A 19,888-nucleotide genomic window follows, 5' to 3' on the forward strand; every position below is an offset into this window, starting at 1 on the left:
CCCTTTCTACGCTGAGTAGTCGCGTTTACGTGGTGGAATTAACGAAACGTCTACTTCTGCATAAGAAATAATTGGTTCGCCCGTTGCAGGGTCGAACTTCGCCATAGTTGTTTTTAAGAAGTTTTCATCATCACGTTCTGGGAATTCTGGCTTATAGTGAGCACCACGAGATTCGTTACGTAATAATGCACCCTTAGTCATAACTTTAGCTAAATATAGCATGTTCTTTAACTGACGAGTGAAGTGGGCACCTTGATTCGACCATTTTTGAGTGTCGTTAATGTTGATGTTTTCCCAACGCTCTTGTAGCTCAGTTAATTTCGCATAAGTTTCTTCTAATTTTGCGTTCACACGTACAACAGTCATGTTGTCAGTCATCCACTCACCTAGCTCTTTATGAAGTAAGTAAGCGTTTTCTGTACCATCCATGTTTAAGATAGCTTCCCATTTTTCTGTTTCTTCTTGTACGCGGCGAGTGTAGATTTCTTCTGGTAAATCTTCAGCATGCTTTTGAAGTCCTTTAATGTACTTCACAGCATTTGGTCCCGCAACCATACCACCGTAAATTGCTGATAATAGTGAGTTAGCACCTAAACGGTTTGCACCGTGTTGTGAGTAATCACATTCACCCGCAGCAAATAATCCAGGGATTTCAGTCATTTGGTCATAGTCGACCCATAATCCACCCATTGAATAGTGAACTGCCGGGAAGATTTTCATCGGTAATTTACGTGGGTCATCCCCTACGAATTTCTCGTAGATTTCAATGATACCACCTAATTTAATATCTAATTCATGTGGATCTTTGTGGGATAGGTCTAAGTATACCATGTTTTCGCCATTAATACCCAGTTTTTGATTTACACACACATCAAAAATCTCACGTGTTGCGATATCACGTGGTACTAAGTTACCGTAAGCAGGGTATTTTTCTTCTAGGAAGTACCATGGCTTACCGTCTTTATAAGTCCAAACACGTCCACCTTCACCACGAGCAGATTCTGACATTAGACGGTTTTTGTCATCGCCAGGAATTGCAGTTGGGTGAATTTGAATCATCTCACCATTTGAATATGTTGCACCTTGTTGATAAACAATCGATGCAGCAGAACCTGTGTTAATAACAGAGTTCGTTGTTTTACCGAAGATAATACCAGGTCCACCAGTAGCCATAATAACTGCATCACCACGGAATGAACGGATTTCTTCGCTTTTTAGATCTTGTGCTACGATACCACGGCAAACGCCTTCATCATCAAGCACAGCACCAAGGAATTCCCAGTGCTCATATTTTGTAACTAAACCAGCAACTTCTTGTGCACGAACTTGCTCATCTAGTGCGTATAATAATTGTTGACCTGTTGTAGCACCTGAGAATGCTGTACGGTGCATTAACGTACCGCCGAAACGACGGAAATCAAGTAAACCTTCTGGCGTACGGTTGAACATTACACCCATACGGTCCATTAAGTGGATAATTCCAGGGGCTGCATCACACATACCCTTAACTGGTGGTTGGTTCGCTAAGAAGTCTCCACCGTAAACTGTATCGTCAAAGTGGATCCATGGAGAATCCCCTTCACCTTTTGTATTTACTGCTCCGTTAATTCCGCCTTGTGCACATACAGAGTGTGAACGTTTTACTGGAACTAACGAGAATAATTCAACTGCAGTACCAACTTCAGCTGCTTTAATCGTAGCCATTAAGCCTGCTAAACCGCCACCAACGACGATTACTTTACTCTTTGCCATGATTATTTCTCACTCCTCATCAATTGCTAATTACTTTTACTCATAATTCATCTGAACTGTCTTAATAACTGTATATTAGTGGTCAAGTTAAACTAAACAGCGAATGAAATGATAGCTGCAACACCTATGATTGCTAAAATTACGAAGAATAATAACGTAACATAAGTTGTAATCTGTTGAGATTTTTTAGACTGTGTAATACCCCAGCTCACTAAGAATGACCATAGACCGTTCGCTAAGTGGAATGCTGCTGATACGATACCGACAATATAGAATGCCAACATTAATGGGTTATCTACGATTTCTACCATCATATCAAAGTTAACTTCAGCGCCAAATGCTTTTTGAACACGCGTTTGGAAAATGTGCCATGCAATGAAGATTACAAGGAAGATTCCTGTGAAACGTTGTAAAGCAAACATCCAGTTACGGAATGTGCTGAAACGGCCCGTATTGTGTGTAGATGTAAATGCAATAAACACACCATAGAATCCGTGGAACATTAATGGAATATAAATAATAATCCATTCCATTGCTAACAATAACGAGTGCGGAACTAATTCCATCATACCTGTTGCGTTATTGTAAACCTCTTCACCACCAACTGCAGTGAAGTTCAAAGACAAGTGGAACACCAAGAACAACCCGACAGGAACTACACCTAATAACGAGTGTAAGCGGCGCCATAAAAATTCACGATCTTTCGACAAAACTGTTACCCCCCTTAGTACTTGAAATACACAAGTGCAACGCCTCAAATTTGTAAACGTTGTGTTATTGACTGCGCATTTCATCATGGTACAATATTATGACATGTCCATTGTACTCTCAACAGATACTAGCGTCAAGGTAACGAGGGATATTTTATAATCATTTTAAAGACGGATTTTTGCTATTTTAAGTCCAGTTTTTTCTACTTATAACTATTTTCTTCCTGAAAGAATGAAAATTATAAGAAAATTTATGAAAGAGGTTTTTAATATGGAGGGGTACAAAATGAAAACGATTCCAAGTTTTGGATATGAAATCCTTCGCGATCATCTTCTACCATCGATTTTAGGTAAGCATGAGGAAGATGTTTTATATTGGGCAGGGAAAGAACTAGCACGTAAATTTCCGCTATTTTCCATGGATGAGCTTCCTTCATTTTTCGGGGAGGCCGGCTGGGGTCAGTTAATTTTGGAGAAAGAAATAAAGGATGAACTTCATTACATACTTATGACGACCGAGGAAATGTCGATTAATATTGAGCAGCGCTGTTTTCGTTTAGAAGCAGGCTTTTTGGCTGAGCAAAAGCAAAAACAACTTGGCTATTTAACAGAATGCTATGAAGAAAAAATTGAAAAGAAGAATTACGTCAAATTCATTTTAAAGTGGGATTTAAAAGAGAAGATTTGAGCGCAAATAAAAACTGCTGCTTTATAAAAGCTAGCAGTTTTTAGTTTTTTTAACATAGAAAAATAGTTATATCATTCTTGATTAGCACTAGTAATGGCTCTCCACTTTAAGAAGCGGGAACTTCCTTCATTGCTATATTAAATTCCTCATGCAAAGCATTTGCAGCGCGCACCATTTCTTCTTGTGGCACGACGACAGACACTTTTATTTCAGATGTGCTAACCATTTTAACCGGAATATGTTCACGTCCCAGACGCGCAAACATACGTGCTGCGACTCCAGGGTTTGAAGCCATTGCTGATCCAATAATCGATACTTTAGCCAACCCGATTTCAAAATCTGCAAAACTAAATCCAAGTGACAATTTACTCGACTCTAATACACGTAAAGCATCAGCAAATTCTTCTTTTGAAATTGTAAAAGAAATTGTAGGCTTAATCCCGTCAATAACTGCCTGCACAATAATATCAACATTAATATCATTTTCCGCTAAAACACTAAATACTTCGGCTAATGACGCTGTTTCATATGAATCATATCCGATCGTTAAACGAATAATATCAGATTCATATGCCACCCCGCGCACAAGTAAATTTTTTTCCATGTCTACATCCCCTTTTATTAATGTACCTTCTACGTCCTCGGTAGCTGAGCGTACAACGATTGGCATATTGTAATTTTTTGCAAGCTCAACTGCTCGAGGATGCAAAATTTTAGTACCTAAATTGGAAAACTCCAACATTTCATCATATGAAATTACAGATAATTTCGTAGCATCTTCCACAAGCTGCGGATCTGCAGTATAAATGCCTTCTACCGTTGAATAAATATCAACACGTTCCGCATTTAAAGCAATGGCTAATGCAACGGCGGAAGTTTCAGAACCGCCTTTCCCTAAAGTCGAAATGTTGTGTGTGTCTGTTATTCCTTGGAATCCTGAGACAACAACGATCTCTCCTAGATCAAAATGTTTTTCAAAACGCTTATTATCTATAGAATCAATTCGGGCATTTCCATATTTTTCATTTGTTTGAATACCTGCCTGCCAACCGGCAAGTGACACTGCTTTTCCCCCATGCTCCTGAATTGCTAAAGCAAGAAGGGCGCTTGTTATCTGCGCTCCCGTAGAGATTAATGCATCCATTTCACGCTTCGACGGTTCATGAGTAATTTCCGCGGCAAATTGCCGTAAATTTTGACGAATGGACGTCATCGAAGAAACGACAACGACTAAGTTTATGCCACGACCTTGCTCTTTTATCACCTTTTTTGCTACCTGTACTATTTTTTCTGTTGTTGCCAACATTGGTCCACCAAACTTTACTACAACTGTCTGCAATGTCTTCCACCCCTTATATTTTTCCATCAAAAAAGCGACCTTCCATATGTTCATGGAAAGTCGCCGTCAATACAAATAAAGGTTTATATGTTTTTCAGGATAGCTCTCCAGAACATAAAGTTCTGACAATCTTACATTTCTTAAATGCAAAACCAGCAAAATACGTGAACAATACGTATTTCACTTCGGCAGAATCTCCTTTCAAATGCTGTCGCCGGAATTGTTCTTCCTCGAGCAATTTACTCTTAAATACTGCACCTCTATCGTTTATTAACTATTGAATTGTCTTTTATAGTAACATAACATTATTCTTTATTCAATGATGCTTCGTGAAAGTGACGATAAATTACTTCTGCCAATTTGGCGGGAACACCGGCTTCTTGCAATTGTAACTCTGTTGCTTCCCGAATTTTTTTTACCGATCCAAAATGCTTCATAAGTTGCTGTTTACGTTTCGGTCCTATACCCGGAATGCCATCAAGTACGGATGTAATTGCATTCGTCTGATGTTGCTGACGCAGAAATGTAATGGCAAATCGGTGTACCTCATCTTGTATACGTTGCAATAAGTAAAAACCATCACTTGTCCGTTTTAAAGGTACAACTTCTGGTGGAGCGCCAAATAACAGTTGGGATGTGTTATGCTTATCGTCTTTTGCAAGACCTGCTATTGGAATCATTAATCCTAGCTCATCTTCTATTACTTCTCTTGCAACCTCCATTTGTCCTTTTCCTCCATCGATTAGGATTAAGTCCGGTAATGGCAAGCTTTCTCGTAATACCCGTGTATAACGGCGCCGAATGACTTCTTGCATCGCCCCATAGTCATCATGTTTTGCGGCTTCTCGTGTTTTATATTTCCGGTATTCCTTTTTTGCAGGCTTCCCGTCTACAAACACAACCATTGCAGAAACAGGATCAGCACCATGCATATGACTATTATCAAATGCTTCGATACGAAGTGGTAATGGAATTTGCATAGCTTCGGCAAGTGCTTCACAAGCTCCTACTGTACGTTCTTCCTGACGCTCAATTAACTGGAATTTTCCGTGTATTGCAATATTGGCATTTTTCATAGCTAAATCGACCAGCTCTTTTTTTGTACCGCGCTTTGGTGTCTGCACCTTTACGTTTAAAAGCTTTTGCAAAATCGTACCATCAATCGTCTTTGGTACAAAAATCTCTTTCGGCAGTAAATGATGTGGTTGCTCGTAAAACCGTCCGACAAATGTTAAAAATTCTTCTTCTGCCTCGTTATATATAGGGAAAATCGATACATCTCGTTCAATTAATTTTCCTTGCCGCACAAAAAATACTTGTACACACATCCACCCTTTTTCGACTGCATAGCCAAATACATCCCGATTGCTTAAATCATCCGATACGATTTTTTGCTTTTGCATAACCTGCTCGATATGTGCAATTAAATCCCGGAATTCCTTCGCCCGTTCAAATTCCAGCTTTTCGGCTGCATCGAGCATTTTTCGCTGAAGATCTTTCTGAATTTCTTCGACACCACCGTTTAAAAACTTTGAAATTTCACCAATCATTTCATCATATACTTGTTTTTCAATTTCTTTTACACAAGGTGCTAAGCATTGCCCTAAATGATAATACAGGCATACTTGATTTGGCAGATGTGTACATTTACGAAGTGGATATAAACGATCAAGCAATTTCCGCGTTTCATTGGCTGCATACGCGTTTGGATAAGGTCCAAAATATTTTGCCTTATCCTTTTTTACTTTCCTTGTCGTTATTATTCGAGGGTAACGTTCATTCGTTATTTTTATATAAGGGTATGTTTTATCATCTGTTAGCTTTACATTATATTTCGGATCATGTAATTTGATCAAATTCAGTTCGAGTATAAGCGCTTCGAGATCACTTGAAGTTACAATATATTCAAAGTCCTCTATTTCACTGACTAATCTGGCTGTTTTACCATCATGACTTCCCGTAAAATACGAACGCACTCGGTTTTTTAACACTTTTGCCTTGCCGACATATATAATCGTCCCTTGACGGTCTTTCATAATATAGCAGCCGGATTCATTCGGTAATATTTCTAGCTTTGCTTTAATATTTGCATTCATATTCTCACCTATTGGATATGTCATTCACTTTATTTTAACTGATAGTCCCATAAGAAAAAAGCCGTACACCTTATTAGGCATACGGCTTTGCAATTTAATTATTTGTTGTCGTTAATAAAGTCGATTAAAGCTTCTTTTGGCATGAAGCCAGCAGTTTTTGCTTTTAATTCACCATCAACAAATAATAATAATGATGGGATTGACATGATTTGATAATCAGCAGCAGTGCCTTGGTTGTTATCTACGTCAACTTTTACGATTTTTACTTCGTTACCGATTTCTGCATCTAATTCTTCAAGAACTGGAGCAATCATTTTACATGGTCCGCACCATGCTGCCCAAAAGTCTACTAAAACTGTGCCGTTTGAAATTTCCTGTGGGAAAGTTTGATCTGTACCGTGTACAATTGCCATAATAAAATAGCCTCCTTAAATAACATCTGGTTGTAGTATAACATGTTTTGCCATTTAAAAAGTAGTAAAATGCTTGGGAATATAAATGTATGACATTTCTACGTAGTTTTTCGGATTTTTCACATAAAAAGCTCCCCTCAAAAAGAGGGAAGCTTATACATTATGCGTTTACTTTAAGCGCTTTAAACTCTTCGATTAACATTGGTACTACTTCAAATAAATCGCCTACAATACCATAGTCCGCTACTTTGAAAATGTTTGCTTCCGGATCTTTGTTAATGGCAACGATTACTTTTGAATTCGACATACCAGCCATATGTTGGATAGCACCGGAAATACCAGCTGCAATATAAAGGTCCGGTGTTACAACTTTACCAGTTTGACCGATTTGTAATGAGTAATCACAATATTCCGCGTCACATGCACCACGAGAGGCACCTACTGCACCTCCTAGTAAATTAGCAAGCTCTTTTAATGGCTCGAATCCTTCTTCAGATTTTACCCCACGGCCACCAGCTACTACTACTTTTGCTTCTGAAAGGTCAACACCTTCAGTTGATTTACGCACAACTTCCTTAATGATTGTACGTAAATTTGTAATATCAACGGATACCGAAGATATTTCACCAGAACGAGAACCATCTTTCTCTAAAGGTGCGATGTTGTTCGGACGGATTGTCGCAAAGATTACGCCGTCTTTAATTTTTACTTTCTCAAATGCTTTACCAGAATAGATTGGACGGATGAATACTGTATCATCGCCAGACCCTTCAATATCTGTTACATCCGAAATTAAACCGGATTGTAAGCGAGAGGCAATTTTTGGTGATAAGTCTTTACCTAAAGATGTATGACCGAAGACAATTGCTTCTGGGCTTTCTTGTTCAACAACCGCTAAAATAGCTTGGCTGTAGCCGTCTGATGTATAATTTTTTAAGTGTGGATGCTCAACTGTAATTACGCGGCTTGCACCATAGGCAACTAGCTCTTGAGCTAAATCCGTTACTGAATCCCCTACTAATAATCCTACTACTTCTCCACCGTCAGCGATTTGTGAACCTGCTGCGATTGCTTCAAATGTAACGTTACGTAAGCTCCCTTCTCGAACCTCACCTAACACTAAAACTTTCTTTGTCATAAAATATCCCTCCATTACCATCTTCGTAAAAATTTTCGTTTCTCAAGTTGATATTCTATTAGATTACTTTTGCTTCACTATGAAGTAAGTTTACTAATTCTTTTACCTGCGCTGAAAGATCCCCTTCTAATACACGACCAGCTGCTTTTTGTGGCGGCAAGTAAATTTCAACTGTTTCTACTTTTACTTCAACATCGTCTTCATCGATATCTAAATCATCTAACTCCAACTCTTCAAGCGGCTTTTTCTTCGCTTTCATAATGCCTGGTAAAGATGGGTAACGTGGCTCATTTAACCCTTGTTGAGCTGTTACTAATAATGGTAAAGATGTTTCTAATACTTCAGAGTCACCTTCAATATCTCGGACAATTTTAACATTTGTCCCATCAATTTCTAAGTTTGTAACAGTTGTTACGTAATTAATTCCAAGTAAATCTGCAAGACGAGGACCTACTTGCCCTGAACCACCATCAATTGCAACGTTACCAGCTAAAATTAAATCTGCTTCTTTATCTTTTAAATATTCCGATAGAATATAAGCTGAAGAATACTGGTCAAGCTCATCTAAATCATCTTCTGTATTAATTAATACCGCTTCGTCAGCACCCATTGCTAAAGCTGTACGTAATTGCTTTTCTGCATCTTCGCCACCGATTGTCACAACTGTTACTTTACCGCCTAATGCGTCACGCTTTTGAATTGCTTCTTCAATTGCATACTCATCATATGGGTTGATGATGAACTCAGCACCATCTTCTTGAATTTTACCGCCTGATACGACGATTTTTTCTTCTGTGTCAAAAGTACGTTTTACTAATACGAAAATATTCATAATCTAGACCTCCTAAAAGCTTTTAATTTAATCCCGTAAAAACGGGGCGGATACATTTGTTTACTTTCCTGTAAATACTGGTTCACGTTTTTCAATAAATGCATGGATACCTTCTTTTGCATCTTCTGAAACGAATACATCCCCAAAGCTGTTCGCTTCTGCATTTACACCATCATAGTAGGACGATGGTTTTGAATAATTAAGCATTTGAATAGCTGCCTTTAATGCAATTGGTGATTTCTTTGCAATTTTCTTTGCAATTTTTAAAGTTTCTGTCAGAAGCTCTTCATCAGAGAAAGCACGATTTGCTAATCCCCATTCTACAGCTTCCTTTCCAGAAATCGGATCGCTCGTGAACATCATTTCAGCAGCTTTCGCAACCCCTACATAGCGAGGTAAACGCTGTGTTCCTGCAAAGCCAGGAATTAGGCCAAGCGATAATTCAGGAAGTCCAAGTTTTGCAGATTCAGTTACGAAACGCATATGGCATCCCATCGCAAGTTCTAAACCTCCACCTAATGCTGCACCGTGAATGGCGGCAATTACAGGTTTACTGAAAGTTTCAACACGTTCAAAGACGTCCTGACCTTTTTTTGCCAATCCCGTAAACTCTTCACCTGTCTGTACATTTGTAAATTCTTTAATATCAGCGCCGGCAGAGAAGAATCGTCCCTCACCATGGATGACAATTACGCGTACAGTTTCATCATTTTCAACAGCATCTAATAGTGCATTAACATCTTGGATTAAGCCTTGTGAAAGTGCATTGGCTGGTGGTCTTGAAATAGTAGCAATAGCTACCCCTTCTTCTACTTTCCAACTTAGAAACTCCATTTCTCTACATCCCCTTTATGCTTTTAATGCATTTAACAATAATTGCTGTATTTTTGGAGCTTGTTCCAATAAGTTGTAACGATTTTCATTCATTACCCATGTCGTTGTAATTTCATCGATTGTCCCAAATACCATTTGTCTTGCAATACGAACATCCATTGCTTGATTAAATTCACCGTTAAGCATACCTTCAATTAAAATTTGATCTAGTAAAATCAAGTATTCTTTTAGAATAGCATTAATTTTCAGTCTAATTTCTTTATTCGATTGCCTTAACTCAAGTTGAGTTACAGTTGCCAGATGTCGATTGCTTGATAAAACGTGTAAATGATTCTCAATCATCTTACATAACTTATCAGAAGCAGTATCTCCACTTTTTATTATAGCCTGTAAATTGTCTACGAATATACCCATTTTTTCCTGAAATACAGAAATTAAAATATCTTCTTTATTCTTAAAGTATAAATAGATTGTACCATCAGCTACTCCAGCCTGTTTTGCAATTTTTGAAACTTGGGCTTGATGATAGCCGTTTTCTGCGATTGCTATGACTGCAGCATCTACTATTTGCATGTATTTGGGTTTGTTTCGTTTCAAGCTGATCACCACCAAAAAAATATGAAAACATGAATGACCATTCATTCATGTTTTCATATTATAATTTGTTCTACATTCTGTCAACAGTTTGCTCTACAATTAATTATTTTGCTTCTTGCTGTGTCATTTTCTGTTTTTCTTCATCAATAAGTGTACGGCGTAAAATTTTGCCTACAGCTGTTTTAGGCAGTTCAGTACGGAATTCGTAAAAACGAGGTACTTTATAGGCTGCTAAATTTTTACGGCAAAATTCATTTAGCTCTTTATCTGTAACTGACTTACCTTCTTTTAAGACAATATAAGCTTTAACTGTTTCCCCGCGATACGGGTCAGGAATACCTGCTACAACACATTCCTGAATAGCTTCATGCTCATAAAGGACTTCTTCTACTTCACGTGGATAAATATTGAAACCACCAGCAATAATCATATCTTTTTTACGATCTACAACATAGAAATAACCTTTATCATCCATATAGCCTAAATCACCTGTTAAGAACCAACCATCAGAAAATGTCATCGCAGTTTCTTCTGGGCGATTCCAATAGCCTTTCATTACTTGAGGTCCTTTAACGGCAATCTCACCAATTTCTCCTACCGGTAAAATTTCTGCTTCACCAGAACGTAAAATGACAGAATCAGTATTTGGCCACGGTAAACCGATAGAACCATTTATACGATTCTCCCAAATTGGATTGGCATGCGTAACCGGAGATGTTTCAGTTAAACCATATCCTTCTACTAAGCGTCCACCAGTCAATGCTTCAAATTTCTCTTGCACTTCTAATGGCAGTGGTGCCGAACCACTTAAACAAGCTTTTATGGACGACAAATCATACTTTGCTAAATCGGGATGATTCAATAAACCAATATACATCGTTGGTGCACCCGGGAATAGCGTTGGCTTTTGCTTATCAATTGTTTTTAAAGCCTGTTCAGCATCAAACTTCGGCAATAATACCATCTTGCCTTGCTGCATTACTGATAAAATGAGTACTGTCGTCATACCATAGACATGGAAGAAAGGCAGGATACCTAGAATCGATTCTTCACCTTTTTTACATTTGTACATCCATGCATCACACATCATCGTATTGGCAATCAGGTTTTTATGTGTAAGCATAACGCCTTTTGGATAGCCTGTTGTGCCCCCTGTATATTGCAATAATGCCAAGTCATTTTCAAAATCAAAATCTAGCTCGATCTTATCCATCTTAGCCATTTTCATAACTTCCGTGAATAAGTGATTTGTGCCACTATGTTCAACTTTTACGCTAAAGCCATATTGCTTCTTTTGAATAAACGGATAGATCAAATTTTTTGGGAACGGTAAGTAATCTTTTATTCCTGAAACAATAACATTTTCAATACTTGTTTCATTCATTATCTTCATGACACGTGGATACAGAATATCCATTACTAAAATAACTTTCGCGCCAGAATCCGCCATTTGATACTGCAACTCTCGTTCTGTATAAAGAGGATTTGTCTGAACAACGATTCCACCTGCATACATCGTACCATAATAAGCAATTACAGCCTGCGGACAATTCGGTAACATGATTGCTACACGATCACCTTTCTCCACCCCTAGAGAACGTAAATAATTCGCAAACTTCATCGCTGATTCATATAACTCTTTATACGTAACCTCGCGCCCCATAAAGTGAATAGCAACTTTGTTAGGTAAAGACTCATATGCCTGCGTCAAAAATTGATGCACTGGAAATTCAGGCAGTTCCAGTGTATGCGGAACTTCTTCCGGATAGCTCGAAAACCAAACTTTTTCTGTCATAAAACTTCTCCCCTTTGCTAAAGCTTTACTTGTTTTTATTATTATAAGTAAAAAAGGAAATTCTTTCAAACTATTTTCATAGATTTCTACATTTTATTCTCGTTTATACGTTTATTTTCTCATTATTTATTTTTGGTTTTATAGTATTATCGTAGCAGATTAACCATCGATCCCTCATTTAGTATAGAAATATACTTTTTCAGTAAAATTTTTAATATTCAAATTTTTATTTCAACGATTGTATTAATTATAGTATTGATTAATCATTTTTATGAATAACATAATATTCCAGTAAAAAATCCAACAAAAAAAGCAAACAAACTAACAGTTATGTTAGTTCATTTGCTCCTAAGCCTAAAGGGTCATCATGTAGTAAATACCGACTACGAGAAATATTATACAGACGGCTATTAGTATTTTTGATAAAGTTTCCATATTTAAACTCCTAAGATATACTTGCTCCTATAACAAATGATAAGCCAAGTGAAATCGTAAATGAAATAAAACCTACCGAGCGATTATCTGCCGCTATTTCTTCGTCAACATTAAACTTCGGTGTTAAAAATTCAAATAAAAAATAAGCAAAAATCAGCAGTATAAAACCAAACAAACCCCAGCCTAGCATTTCAATAAAGGATGTATGCTGGTTAATCGAATATCTGAAAATATTGCAAACACCTAATATTTTCCCACCGGTAGCTAGCGCGACTGCAACATTCCCCTTTTTTATTTCATCCCAATTTTTATACTTTGTTACAACTTCAAATAAGATCATCGATACGAATAAGCAAAGGACTACGACACTAAAATAACCTGCCGTTTCTACGAGAGGATGGTGCCAAAAATTTGAACCTAGCAATCCATTTTACCCCCTTTAAATTTTCTTCCTATTACTAATTTTAGCGGATAATTAAAAAGGAGCAACTATTATTTTAGTTCCACGACTGTTACACCAAAACCACCTTCGCCTGCTTCACCGTAACGGAACGATTTAACACGCTTATGATTTTTCAGGAAACTTTGAATTCCTTGTCGTAATGCCCCAGTTCCTTTTCCGTGGATAATCGAGACGCGTGGATAATTGGCTAATAAAGCATCATCCAGATACTTTTCTGTGCGAATGAGCGCTTCTTCATATCGCTCTCCACGTAAATCAAGTTCCAACTTTACGACACTATTGCGATTTTTCACATTCATCATTGGGCGGGTAACCTGCTCTTTTTCAGGTTTCATATATTCTAAATCAGATTCAGGTAATTTCATTTTTAAAATACCAATTTGAACAACCCACTCATTGCCAGCCTTTTGAAGAATTGTCCCTTTTTGTCCGTAGCTTAATACTTTTACTTCGTCGCCTACTTGAAGGTTTTGCTTACGTTCTCGGGCCGCAACTGCCTTTTGCAGTACTTTGTTTTCGACTGGCGCGGCATTGTCTAATCGTTTTTTTGCGTCAATTAACTCATGCTCTTTTACAGTTAATGCTGCATTTTCTTTCATTTTTCTTAAATCTTCAATTACTGATTCAGCTTCTCTTTTCGCTTCATCAATAATTTTACGCGCCTTTTCTTTTGCCTTTTTCTCTAAGTTCTCTTTTTTCTCATCATAAATTCGAAGGCGTTCTTCCAGTTCTGCACGAATCTGTTGAGCTTCTTCGAGTAAAACATGTGCTTCGTCTGCTTCACGCTCTGAGCGCAAACGGCTCTCTTCAAGCGATGCAATCATTGACTCCACTTCATGACGATCTGTACCTGTGAATGATTTCGCATGGTCAATGATATTTGTTTTCAAGCCTAGACGCTTAGAAATTTCAAATGCGTTTGAACGACCTGGTACACCGATTAACAATCGGTAAGTTGGGCTAAGTGTTTCTACGTCGAATTCTACACTTGCATTGACAACTAACGGTCGGTTATATCCGTATGCTTTTAACTCTGGGTAGTGTGACGTTGCCATAACACGTGCTCCACGATTTACTGTTTCATCTAAAATAGCAATGGCCAGCGCTGCACCTTCTTGAGGATCTGTACCTGCTCCAAGCTCATCAAATAAAATTAAAGACTTCTCATTAAACTTACTTAAAATATCTACTATATTTACCATATGAGAAGAGAATGTTGACAAGGACTGCTCAATCGATTGCTCATCACCTATATCTGCAAAAATTTGCTCAAATACAGCTAGCTCCGAACCGTCAAGAGCCGGGACTGGCAAGCCGCATTGTGCCATAATCGTACAAAGTCCCACTGTTTTCAAAGTAACCGTTTTACCACCTGTATTTGGTCCAGTTATTACAATTGCTGTAACATCACGCCCAAATTCAATCGTATTGGCAACTGCTTCTTCAATAGGTAAAAGCGGATGACGGGAACGTATTAGTCGTGTATAGCCTTCATTATTCATCTTTGGCATTGTACATTTATTCGCTTGTCCATATTTCCCTTTTGCTAAAATCACATCGATTTCTCCAAGTAATTGTACGAGAACAAATATCTCATGACCGACTTCCTGTACCTTTAATGTAAGCTCAGATAAAATGCGCTCGATTTCTGCCTTTTCTTTTACTTTTAGACGTTGCACTTCGTTGTTCGCTTGAATCACTGCATCAGGCTCAATAAACAATGTTTGACCAGAAGCAGACTGATCGTGGACAATACCACCATAATGTGAGCGATACTCTTGTTTGACTGGGATTACGAATCGATCATTACGAATCGTAATAATCGCGTCTGACAGCATTTTCGTTGCATTCGACCCACGTGTGAGACTTTCCAGCTTTTGACGTACTTTAGACTCTTCTGATCGCAATGACTGTCTAATCGAACGTAGTGTAGCACTTGCAGAATCAAGGACTGTCCCGTTATCATCAATACAATCATTAATTTCATGCTGTAATGCCGTCAATACAGGCATTTGTTCTTTCCGTTCGATAAAATGAGGAATGTTAATCGCATTCTCAGATTCAATATCTTCAATGAAATTACGTAAAATTCGACTTGCACGAATTGTACTTGCGATTTCCATCAACTCCATCGGACTTAGCATACCGCCAATTTGAGAACGACGTGCATGGGGACGTACATCAAAAATTCCACCCATCGGTACATTGCCTTTTACTCGTAAAATGGCTAAGCCTTCATCCATTTCCTCTAATAGTTCTACAACTGTATCATAGTCCGTTTCTGGTACGAGCTCATCAATCGCTTGTTTCCCTATAGAGTTTGTACAAAATACCGCTACTTGCTCACGCACTTTATGAAATTCTAGTGTTTTCAATGCTCGTTGTTCGATCATGAGAACACCTCCTATTACTTTTCTTTATTTTTTTTAATAAATGCTTCGAATTTTTCTTTAGACCATGTATTAACGATTAATTCTCTCTTTAACCATGCTTTTTGTGCATATTTAACACCAATATCCATGTAGCGCAATTGGTCAATTGCATGTGCATCTGTATTGATTGCGATTGGAACATTCTTTTCCATCGCTAACTGTAAAAACTCGATACTTAAATCTAAACGATAAGGACTTGCATTTAATTCTAATATTTTCCCATTTTCTGCTGCCCACTCAATTAAAAGGGGAACATCCGGATCGTAGCCTCCGCGCTGCCCTACGATTCGCCCAGTCGGATGTGCAATCATATGGACATATGGATTTTCAATAGCTGTTTTTAAACGCGCCATAATTTTATCCTGCGATTGTGTAAAACTCGAGTGAATGGAAGCAATAACAAAATCTAAATCTTTTAATACATCGTCACCAAAATCAAGAGTGCCATCTGGTAAAATATCCATTTCTGTTCCACGGTATAGTCGGAAGTCAGGATTTGCTTCGTTAAATGCATAAATATCAAGCTTCTGTAATTCTAATCGTTCTGGAGTTAAACCATTTGCTACTTTTAAATATTGTGAATGATCGGTAATGACAGCATATGAATAGCCCTTTTCAATTAAAGCATGCCCCATCTCACTGACAGAATGCGCACCATCAGACCAAGTTGTATGCATATGCAGATCCGCGACAATATTATCTAATGCAACTAAGTCCTGAAGTTCATCCAAGCGATCAAGTTCCTTCCCGCTTTCCCGTACTGTTGGTGGGATAAATGGTAAATTAAAATGGGCAAAAAACGCTTCTTCTGTTTCAAAAGTTTCGATCGTACCATCCTCTTGTTCTACACCGTACTCACTAATTTTTTTTCCCATTGATTTAGCCAATTGACGCATGCGGACATTATGATCTTTCGAACCTGTAAAGTGATGAAGTGCTGTTGCATACTCTTCTCGTTTTACTAGCCGGAAATCTACACTTACCGGGTCTTCCCGGTCTAAAATCACAGATACTTTTGTATCACCAGCAGCAACTGTCTCTAATATTGCCAGGTGTTTTAGAATAGCCTCACGAACAATTTCATATTCGTTAGTAGCCACGATAAAATCTATATCTTTACTTGTTTCCGCAACTCGTCGGAAACTTCCTGCCACTGAAAATAGCTCGACTTCAGGCAGGCTTGCCAAAAGCTCATTAATTTCCAATACTACAGGCTCAAGTTGCCAAATTGGTAACCGTTCTGCCCGGGTCCCAAAATTCTCAAGTTCCTTTAGAATCTTTTCTTCAGTTTTTGCCGCAAACCCAGCCAACTCACGTACTTTTCCTGTTTCACACGCTATCTTTAATGTATCAGCATCGACAATGTGAAGCTCCTGATAAAGTTTCGCAAGTTTTTTTCCTCCTAAACCCGGTAATTTCATAAGCGGTACTAGTCCTTTAGGTACTGCTTCTTCAAGTTCCTTTAATACACTGGATTCACCCGTTTCCATCAGTTCTGTAATAACTGACGCAGTACCTTTTCCTATCCCTTTGATTGCAGTAATATCATCAATTTCACTTAGACTACGCTCGTCCGCCTCAAGGGCAGCTGCCGCTTTGCGGAATGCAGATACTTTAAATGGATTTTCTGCTTGTAGTTCCATATATAACGCAATTTTTTCTAAAGTACGAATAATAATTTTTTTGTTCATTAATAATTGCCTCCCCTTTAAAAAAGCTCCTCCCGAAAATCGAGAGAAGCTTTCGCATGATTTTCAATCCATTACATCCCGGTGCATTTGGCACCTAGACGTAGGTAAGTCAGCTGTTAATGTATATAGCAGCTGATTTTCTTCAAGAACTTCATACTGAATGTAGGACACTAGCTAAAAAAGTTAGTTTTTATAAATATACCACCAGTTTTGAAACATGCTCGTAATAATTGGCGTATGCTCCAACATCATTCCAGCTAGAATAGATCCGTCAATAATAGATTGGATGGATTCAATTGGCAGTAATGCAACGACATATAATCCAATAAATAAAATAAGGTACATTTCAACAAATCCAAGCACTGCGCCCAATAAATAGTTTAAAGAACTCAGCACAGGTAAATACGTTAAAAAATCAAACATTGAGCCAACAATTTGTAACGCTATTTTTACAGCAAAGAAAATGATGGCAAATGCAAATACGCGATAAAATGTACGATCGACATCAAGTGAGTCGAGTACTAATGTCATCGTTGCACCTTCTGTAAACCCTGGATACGGTATCCACAGTACAAATTTTTCTGCAAGCGGCTTATAATAAATTATGGCCACAACAAGGGCAATTATAAAACTACCGATATTTATTAATTGGACAACGAGCCCTCGTTTCGCTCCAATTATAAGGCTAATGATAAAGACAGCTAAAATAAATATATCTAACATGTATGTCAACCCTTCAATTGTTTCAATTGTTCTTCTAATTTTTCAAATTGTTTTTTTAATAGTAAATAATCATGAACTGAATTAACTGCTGTAAGTACAGCAAGTTTCGCTGTATCCAATGATGGATTATGTGCACCGATTTCCCGCATTTTGTCATCTACTATTGAAGCAACAAGACGCATATGACCCGATGATTCTGTTCCTACCATTTTATATGTATTGCCATATATTTCTACGGAAATGCGATTCTTCTCTTGCTCAGCCAAAATAATCCCTCCAGAAAGAATATGTAAACAGTACGAAAATACTTTTTCAATTCTTACTTAATGAAATGGTTAAAAGCAAACCCGATTGCTGTTATTTTATAAAACGATGCTATTTTCATATTGTACATCATATCATTTCCCATTTCACTATCGCAACACCATGACGTTAATGTTCATCGAAACATTATATGAATTTGTTATTTCCCCTTTCTTTCGTCAAAAGTTATACTACTTAAAAATGAATGTTTTTTGAAAGGATTACTTATGACAAATATCGTTCTACTATGCAGTGCTGAACAACAGCAAACAATTAAACATTTCTATAAAGACGCAATCATCGAACGAAAGGCTCCTGGAGTTTTATTTGCAGTAAAACTTGCCGATACCGCAATTACCGCCTATAAATCCGGTAAAGTCATGTTTCAAGGCGCTGGTGCGGAACGGGAAGCAGCACGTTGGGGGCAAGTAAGTTCCCAAACTCCGAAAAAAGTTTCCACTAAAGGGGATACGCTACCGGATAATTTTGCAGCATTATCGGTAATTGGTTCAGACGAAACGGGAACAGGCGATTATTTCGGACCTGTTACGGTGGCAGCAGTATATGTTCCTGCCGACAAAATCGCACTTGTAAAGGAATTGGGTGTCAAAGATTCCAAACAATTAACAGATGACTATATGCGCAAAATTGCACCGGATTTAATGAAAGTATGTGCCCATAGCATATTGACACTTCGGAATGACAAATATAACGAAATCCAGGCGCGCGGGTATTCACAAGGTAAAATAAAGGCAATGCTTCACAATCAGGCTATCAAGCATGTCCTAACTAAAATAGCCCCCGAGACGCCTGAATATATTTTAATAGATCAATTCGCAGAACGCGGAATTTATTACAATCATATTAAAAATGAGAAAGAAATTGTCCGGGAAAAAGTCTTGTTCTCGACAAAAGCAGAAAACCTGCATGTAGCTGTTGCAACAGCATCGATATTGGCAAGGTATGCTTTTTTAAAGGAAATGGATCGTCTCTCAAAGGTTACAGGTTTTTCCCTTCAAAAAGGAGCAAGTGGTAAAGTGGACGAAATGGCAGCAAAAATTTGGCTAAAATTTGGAGAAGAGACACTTCGTTCAATAACAAAGTGGCATTTCGCCAATACAGAAAAAGCACGTAAACTTCTTCAAAAAAGAAAACAGTAATGAAAAAGAGCTGCGGCCAATAGGCACAGCTCTTTTCGTTATTTCTCCATAACAGCAAAGTAATTTTCCTCATCATCGGCAAAGTTAAATACTTTACCAAAAGGCATTTCCATAAACTCTCCAACTGTAATTCCTTTAGTTTGATAGTCTCTATATAACTCATCTAAATTTTCAGCATAAAACATTAAAGAAGGTGTCGTTAAATTTAACTCGGGAGACATTTCCGCAATCTTCTTTTTATCATGTAAAACAATGCTTGTTTGTGCATTTTCATTTGGCACTATTGTAATAATACGCATTCCACTATTAATATCAGAAACTACAGTAAAGCCTAATTTTTCAGTCCAAAACTTTTTTGAACGTTCCTGATCCTCTACATACAACATTACTTGCCCTATTTGTCCAATCACTTTTATGCTCCTCTTTTATAAAATATAATTTTACCAATTATATCAAATAAAAAACGGCAGGAGCAAAAAACTCCCGC

The 19,888-nt window shown here is 37.8% G+C and carries 18 protein-coding genes and 1 riboswitch; of the genes, 2 read left to right on the plus strand and 16 right to left on the minus strand.

Annotation, left to right across the window (positions count from 1 at the left end; genetic code table 11):
• Positions 1-6 precede the first annotated feature (6 nt).
• Both sdhA and NYE67_RS13995 read right to left on the minus strand, forming a co-directional pair.
• On the minus strand, positions 7-1,752 hold the full coding sequence (sdhA, locus tag NYE67_RS13990) for a succinate dehydrogenase flavoprotein subunit (RefSeq protein WP_191700497.1): 1,746 nt from the start codon (positions 1,750-1,752) through the stop codon (positions 7-9).
• Positions 1,753-1,844: 92 nt separating this feature from the next.
• The gene (locus NYE67_RS13995; RefSeq protein WP_191700498.1) at positions 1,845-2,462 is read right to left on the minus strand and encodes a succinate dehydrogenase cytochrome b558 subunit; all 618 of its coding nucleotides are present in this window, start codon (positions 2,460-2,462) and stop codon (positions 1,845-1,847) included.
• A gap of 271 nt (positions 2,463-2,733) precedes the next feature.
• On the opposite strand from NYE67_RS13995, the gene NYE67_RS14000 reads away from it, so the two are divergent.
• Complete coding sequence (locus NYE67_RS14000; RefSeq protein ID WP_191700668.1) at positions 2,734-3,150, plus strand: YslB family protein; 417 nt, start codon at positions 2,734-2,736, stop codon at positions 3,148-3,150.
• 106 nt (positions 3,151-3,256) lie between these two features.
• On the opposite strand, the gene NYE67_RS14005 is transcribed toward NYE67_RS14000, so the two are convergent.
• From NYE67_RS14005 to zapA, 13 genes are all read right to left on the minus strand, one after another.
• Positions 3,257-4,489 (minus strand): aspartate kinase, encoded by a 1,233-nt coding sequence (locus NYE67_RS14005; RefSeq protein ID WP_340730916.1) that lies wholly within the window; start codon positions 4,487-4,489, stop codon positions 3,257-3,259.
• Between the two features lie 92 nt (positions 4,490-4,581).
• A riboswitch (Lysine riboswitch) is annotated at positions 4,582-4,760 on the minus strand.
• Between the two features lie 34 nt (positions 4,761-4,794).
• Positions 4,795-6,585, minus strand: a complete 1,791-nt coding sequence (gene uvrC / locus NYE67_RS14010) for an excinuclease ABC subunit UvrC (protein ID WP_340728791.1) — start codon at positions 6,583-6,585, stop codon at positions 4,795-4,797.
• Positions 6,586-6,683: 98 nt separating this feature from the next.
• Positions 6,684-6,998, minus strand: coding sequence for a thioredoxin (trxA, locus tag NYE67_RS14015; protein WP_191700500.1), 315 nt, complete (start codon positions 6,996-6,998; stop codon positions 6,684-6,686).
• A 160-nt stretch (positions 6,999-7,158) separates the two neighbouring features.
• A complete protein-coding gene (locus NYE67_RS14020; RefSeq protein WP_340728615.1) occupies positions 7,159-8,136 on the minus strand; it encodes an electron transfer flavoprotein subunit alpha/FixB family protein in 978 nt (325 codons plus the stop codon).
• Between the two features lie 58 nt (positions 8,137-8,194).
• The gene (locus NYE67_RS14025) at positions 8,195-8,968 is read right to left on the minus strand and encodes an electron transfer flavoprotein subunit beta/FixA family protein (RefSeq protein ID WP_340728616.1); all 774 of its coding nucleotides are present in this window, start codon (positions 8,966-8,968) and stop codon (positions 8,195-8,197) included.
• Positions 8,969-9,028: 60 nt separating this feature from the next.
• A complete protein-coding gene (locus NYE67_RS14030) occupies positions 9,029-9,802 on the minus strand; it encodes an enoyl-CoA hydratase (protein WP_191700503.1) in 774 nt (257 codons plus the stop codon).
• A gap of 15 nt (positions 9,803-9,817) precedes the next feature.
• Entirely contained in the window at positions 9,818-10,399 is a 582-nt protein-coding gene (locus NYE67_RS14035) for a TetR/AcrR family transcriptional regulator (protein WP_340728617.1), read from the minus strand.
• A 103-nt stretch (positions 10,400-10,502) separates the two neighbouring features.
• Positions 10,503-12,194 (minus strand): long-chain-fatty-acid--CoA ligase, encoded by a 1,692-nt coding sequence (locus NYE67_RS14040; protein WP_340728618.1) that lies wholly within the window; start codon positions 12,192-12,194, stop codon positions 10,503-10,505.
• Positions 12,195-12,639: 445 nt separating this feature from the next.
• Positions 12,640-13,053 carry a DUF350 domain-containing protein gene (locus NYE67_RS14045; protein WP_191700506.1) on the minus strand — a complete coding sequence of 138 codons (414 nt, stop codon included), beginning with the start codon at positions 13,051-13,053 and terminating at the stop codon, positions 12,640-12,642.
• A gap of 68 nt (positions 13,054-13,121) precedes the next feature.
• Positions 13,122-15,485 carry an endonuclease MutS2 gene (locus tag NYE67_RS14050; RefSeq protein WP_340728619.1) on the minus strand — a complete coding sequence of 788 codons (2,364 nt, stop codon included), beginning with the start codon at positions 15,483-15,485 and terminating at the stop codon, positions 13,122-13,124.
• Between the two features lie 14 nt (positions 15,486-15,499).
• The gene (polX, locus tag NYE67_RS14055) at positions 15,500-17,215 is read right to left on the minus strand and encodes a DNA polymerase/3'-5' exonuclease PolX (protein WP_340730299.1); all 1,716 of its coding nucleotides are present in this window, start codon (positions 17,213-17,215) and stop codon (positions 15,500-15,502) included.
• Positions 17,216-17,398: 183 nt separating this feature from the next.
• Complete coding sequence (locus tag NYE67_RS14060; protein ID WP_191700509.1) at positions 17,399-17,938, minus strand: CvpA family protein; 540 nt, start codon at positions 17,936-17,938, stop codon at positions 17,399-17,401.
• A gap of 5 nt (positions 17,939-17,943) precedes the next feature.
• The gene (gene zapA, locus NYE67_RS14065; RefSeq protein ID WP_191700510.1) at positions 17,944-18,204 is read right to left on the minus strand and encodes a cell division protein ZapA; all 261 of its coding nucleotides are present in this window, start codon (positions 18,202-18,204) and stop codon (positions 17,944-17,946) included.
• 264 nt (positions 18,205-18,468) lie between these two features.
• Here zapA and rnhC point away from each other — a divergent pair, with 264 nt between their 5' ends.
• On the plus strand, positions 18,469-19,401 hold the full coding sequence (gene rnhC, locus NYE67_RS14070) for a ribonuclease HIII (RefSeq protein WP_340728621.1): 933 nt from the start codon (positions 18,469-18,471) through the stop codon (positions 19,399-19,401).
• Between the two features lie 38 nt (positions 19,402-19,439).
• On the opposite strand, the gene NYE67_RS14075 is transcribed toward rnhC, so the two are convergent.
• Entirely contained in the window at positions 19,440-19,811 is a 372-nt protein-coding gene (locus NYE67_RS14075) for a VOC family protein (RefSeq protein ID WP_340728622.1), read from the minus strand.
• Positions 19,812-19,888: the final 77 nt, after the last annotated feature.

The sequence above is a fragment of the Solibacillus sp. FSL W8-0474 genome (assembly GCF_038004065.1).
In the GTDB taxonomy this organism is placed as follows: Bacteria; Bacillota; Bacilli; order Bacillales_A; family Planococcaceae; genus Solibacillus; species Solibacillus faecavium.

Coding starts and splice junctions, on each gene's coding strand:
- sdhA (WP_191700497.1), bottom strand. CDS start 1,752: ATGGCAAAGAGTAAAGTAATCGTCGTTGGTGGCGGTTTAGCAGGCTTA.
- NYE67_RS14000 (WP_191700668.1), top strand. CDS start 2,734: ATGGAGGGGTACAAAATGAAAACGATTCCAAGTTTTGGATATGAAATC.
- uvrC (WP_340728791.1), bottom strand. CDS start 6,585: ATGAATGCAAATATTAAAGCAAAGCTAGAAATATTACCGAATGAATCC.
- trxA (WP_191700500.1), bottom strand. CDS start 6,998: ATGGCAATTGTACACGGTACAGATCAAACTTTCCCACAGGAAATTTCA.
- NYE67_RS14020 (WP_340728615.1), bottom strand. CDS start 8,136: ATGACAAAGAAAGTTTTAGTGTTAGGTGAGGTTCGAGAAGGGAGCTTA.
- NYE67_RS14025 (WP_340728616.1), bottom strand. CDS start 8,968: ATGAATATTTTCGTATTAGTAAAACGTACTTTTGACACAGAAGAAAAA.
- NYE67_RS14030 (WP_191700503.1), bottom strand. CDS start 9,802: ATGGAGTTTCTAAGTTGGAAAGTAGAAGAAGGGGTAGCTATTGCTACT.
- NYE67_RS14040 (WP_340728618.1), bottom strand. CDS start 12,194: ATGACAGAAAAAGTTTGGTTTTCGAGCTATCCGGAAGAAGTTCCGCAT.
- NYE67_RS14050 (WP_340728619.1), bottom strand. CDS start 15,485: ATGATCGAACAACGAGCATTGAAAACACTAGAATTTCATAAAGTGCGT.
- polX (WP_340730299.1), bottom strand. CDS start 17,215: ATGAACAAAAAAATTATTATTCGTACTTTAGAAAAAATTGCGTTATAT.
- NYE67_RS14060 (WP_191700509.1), bottom strand. CDS start 17,938: ATGTTAGATATATTTATTTTAGCTGTCTTTATCATTAGCCTTATAATT.
- rnhC (WP_340728621.1), top strand. CDS start 18,469: ATGACAAATATCGTTCTACTATGCAGTGCTGAACAACAGCAAACAATT.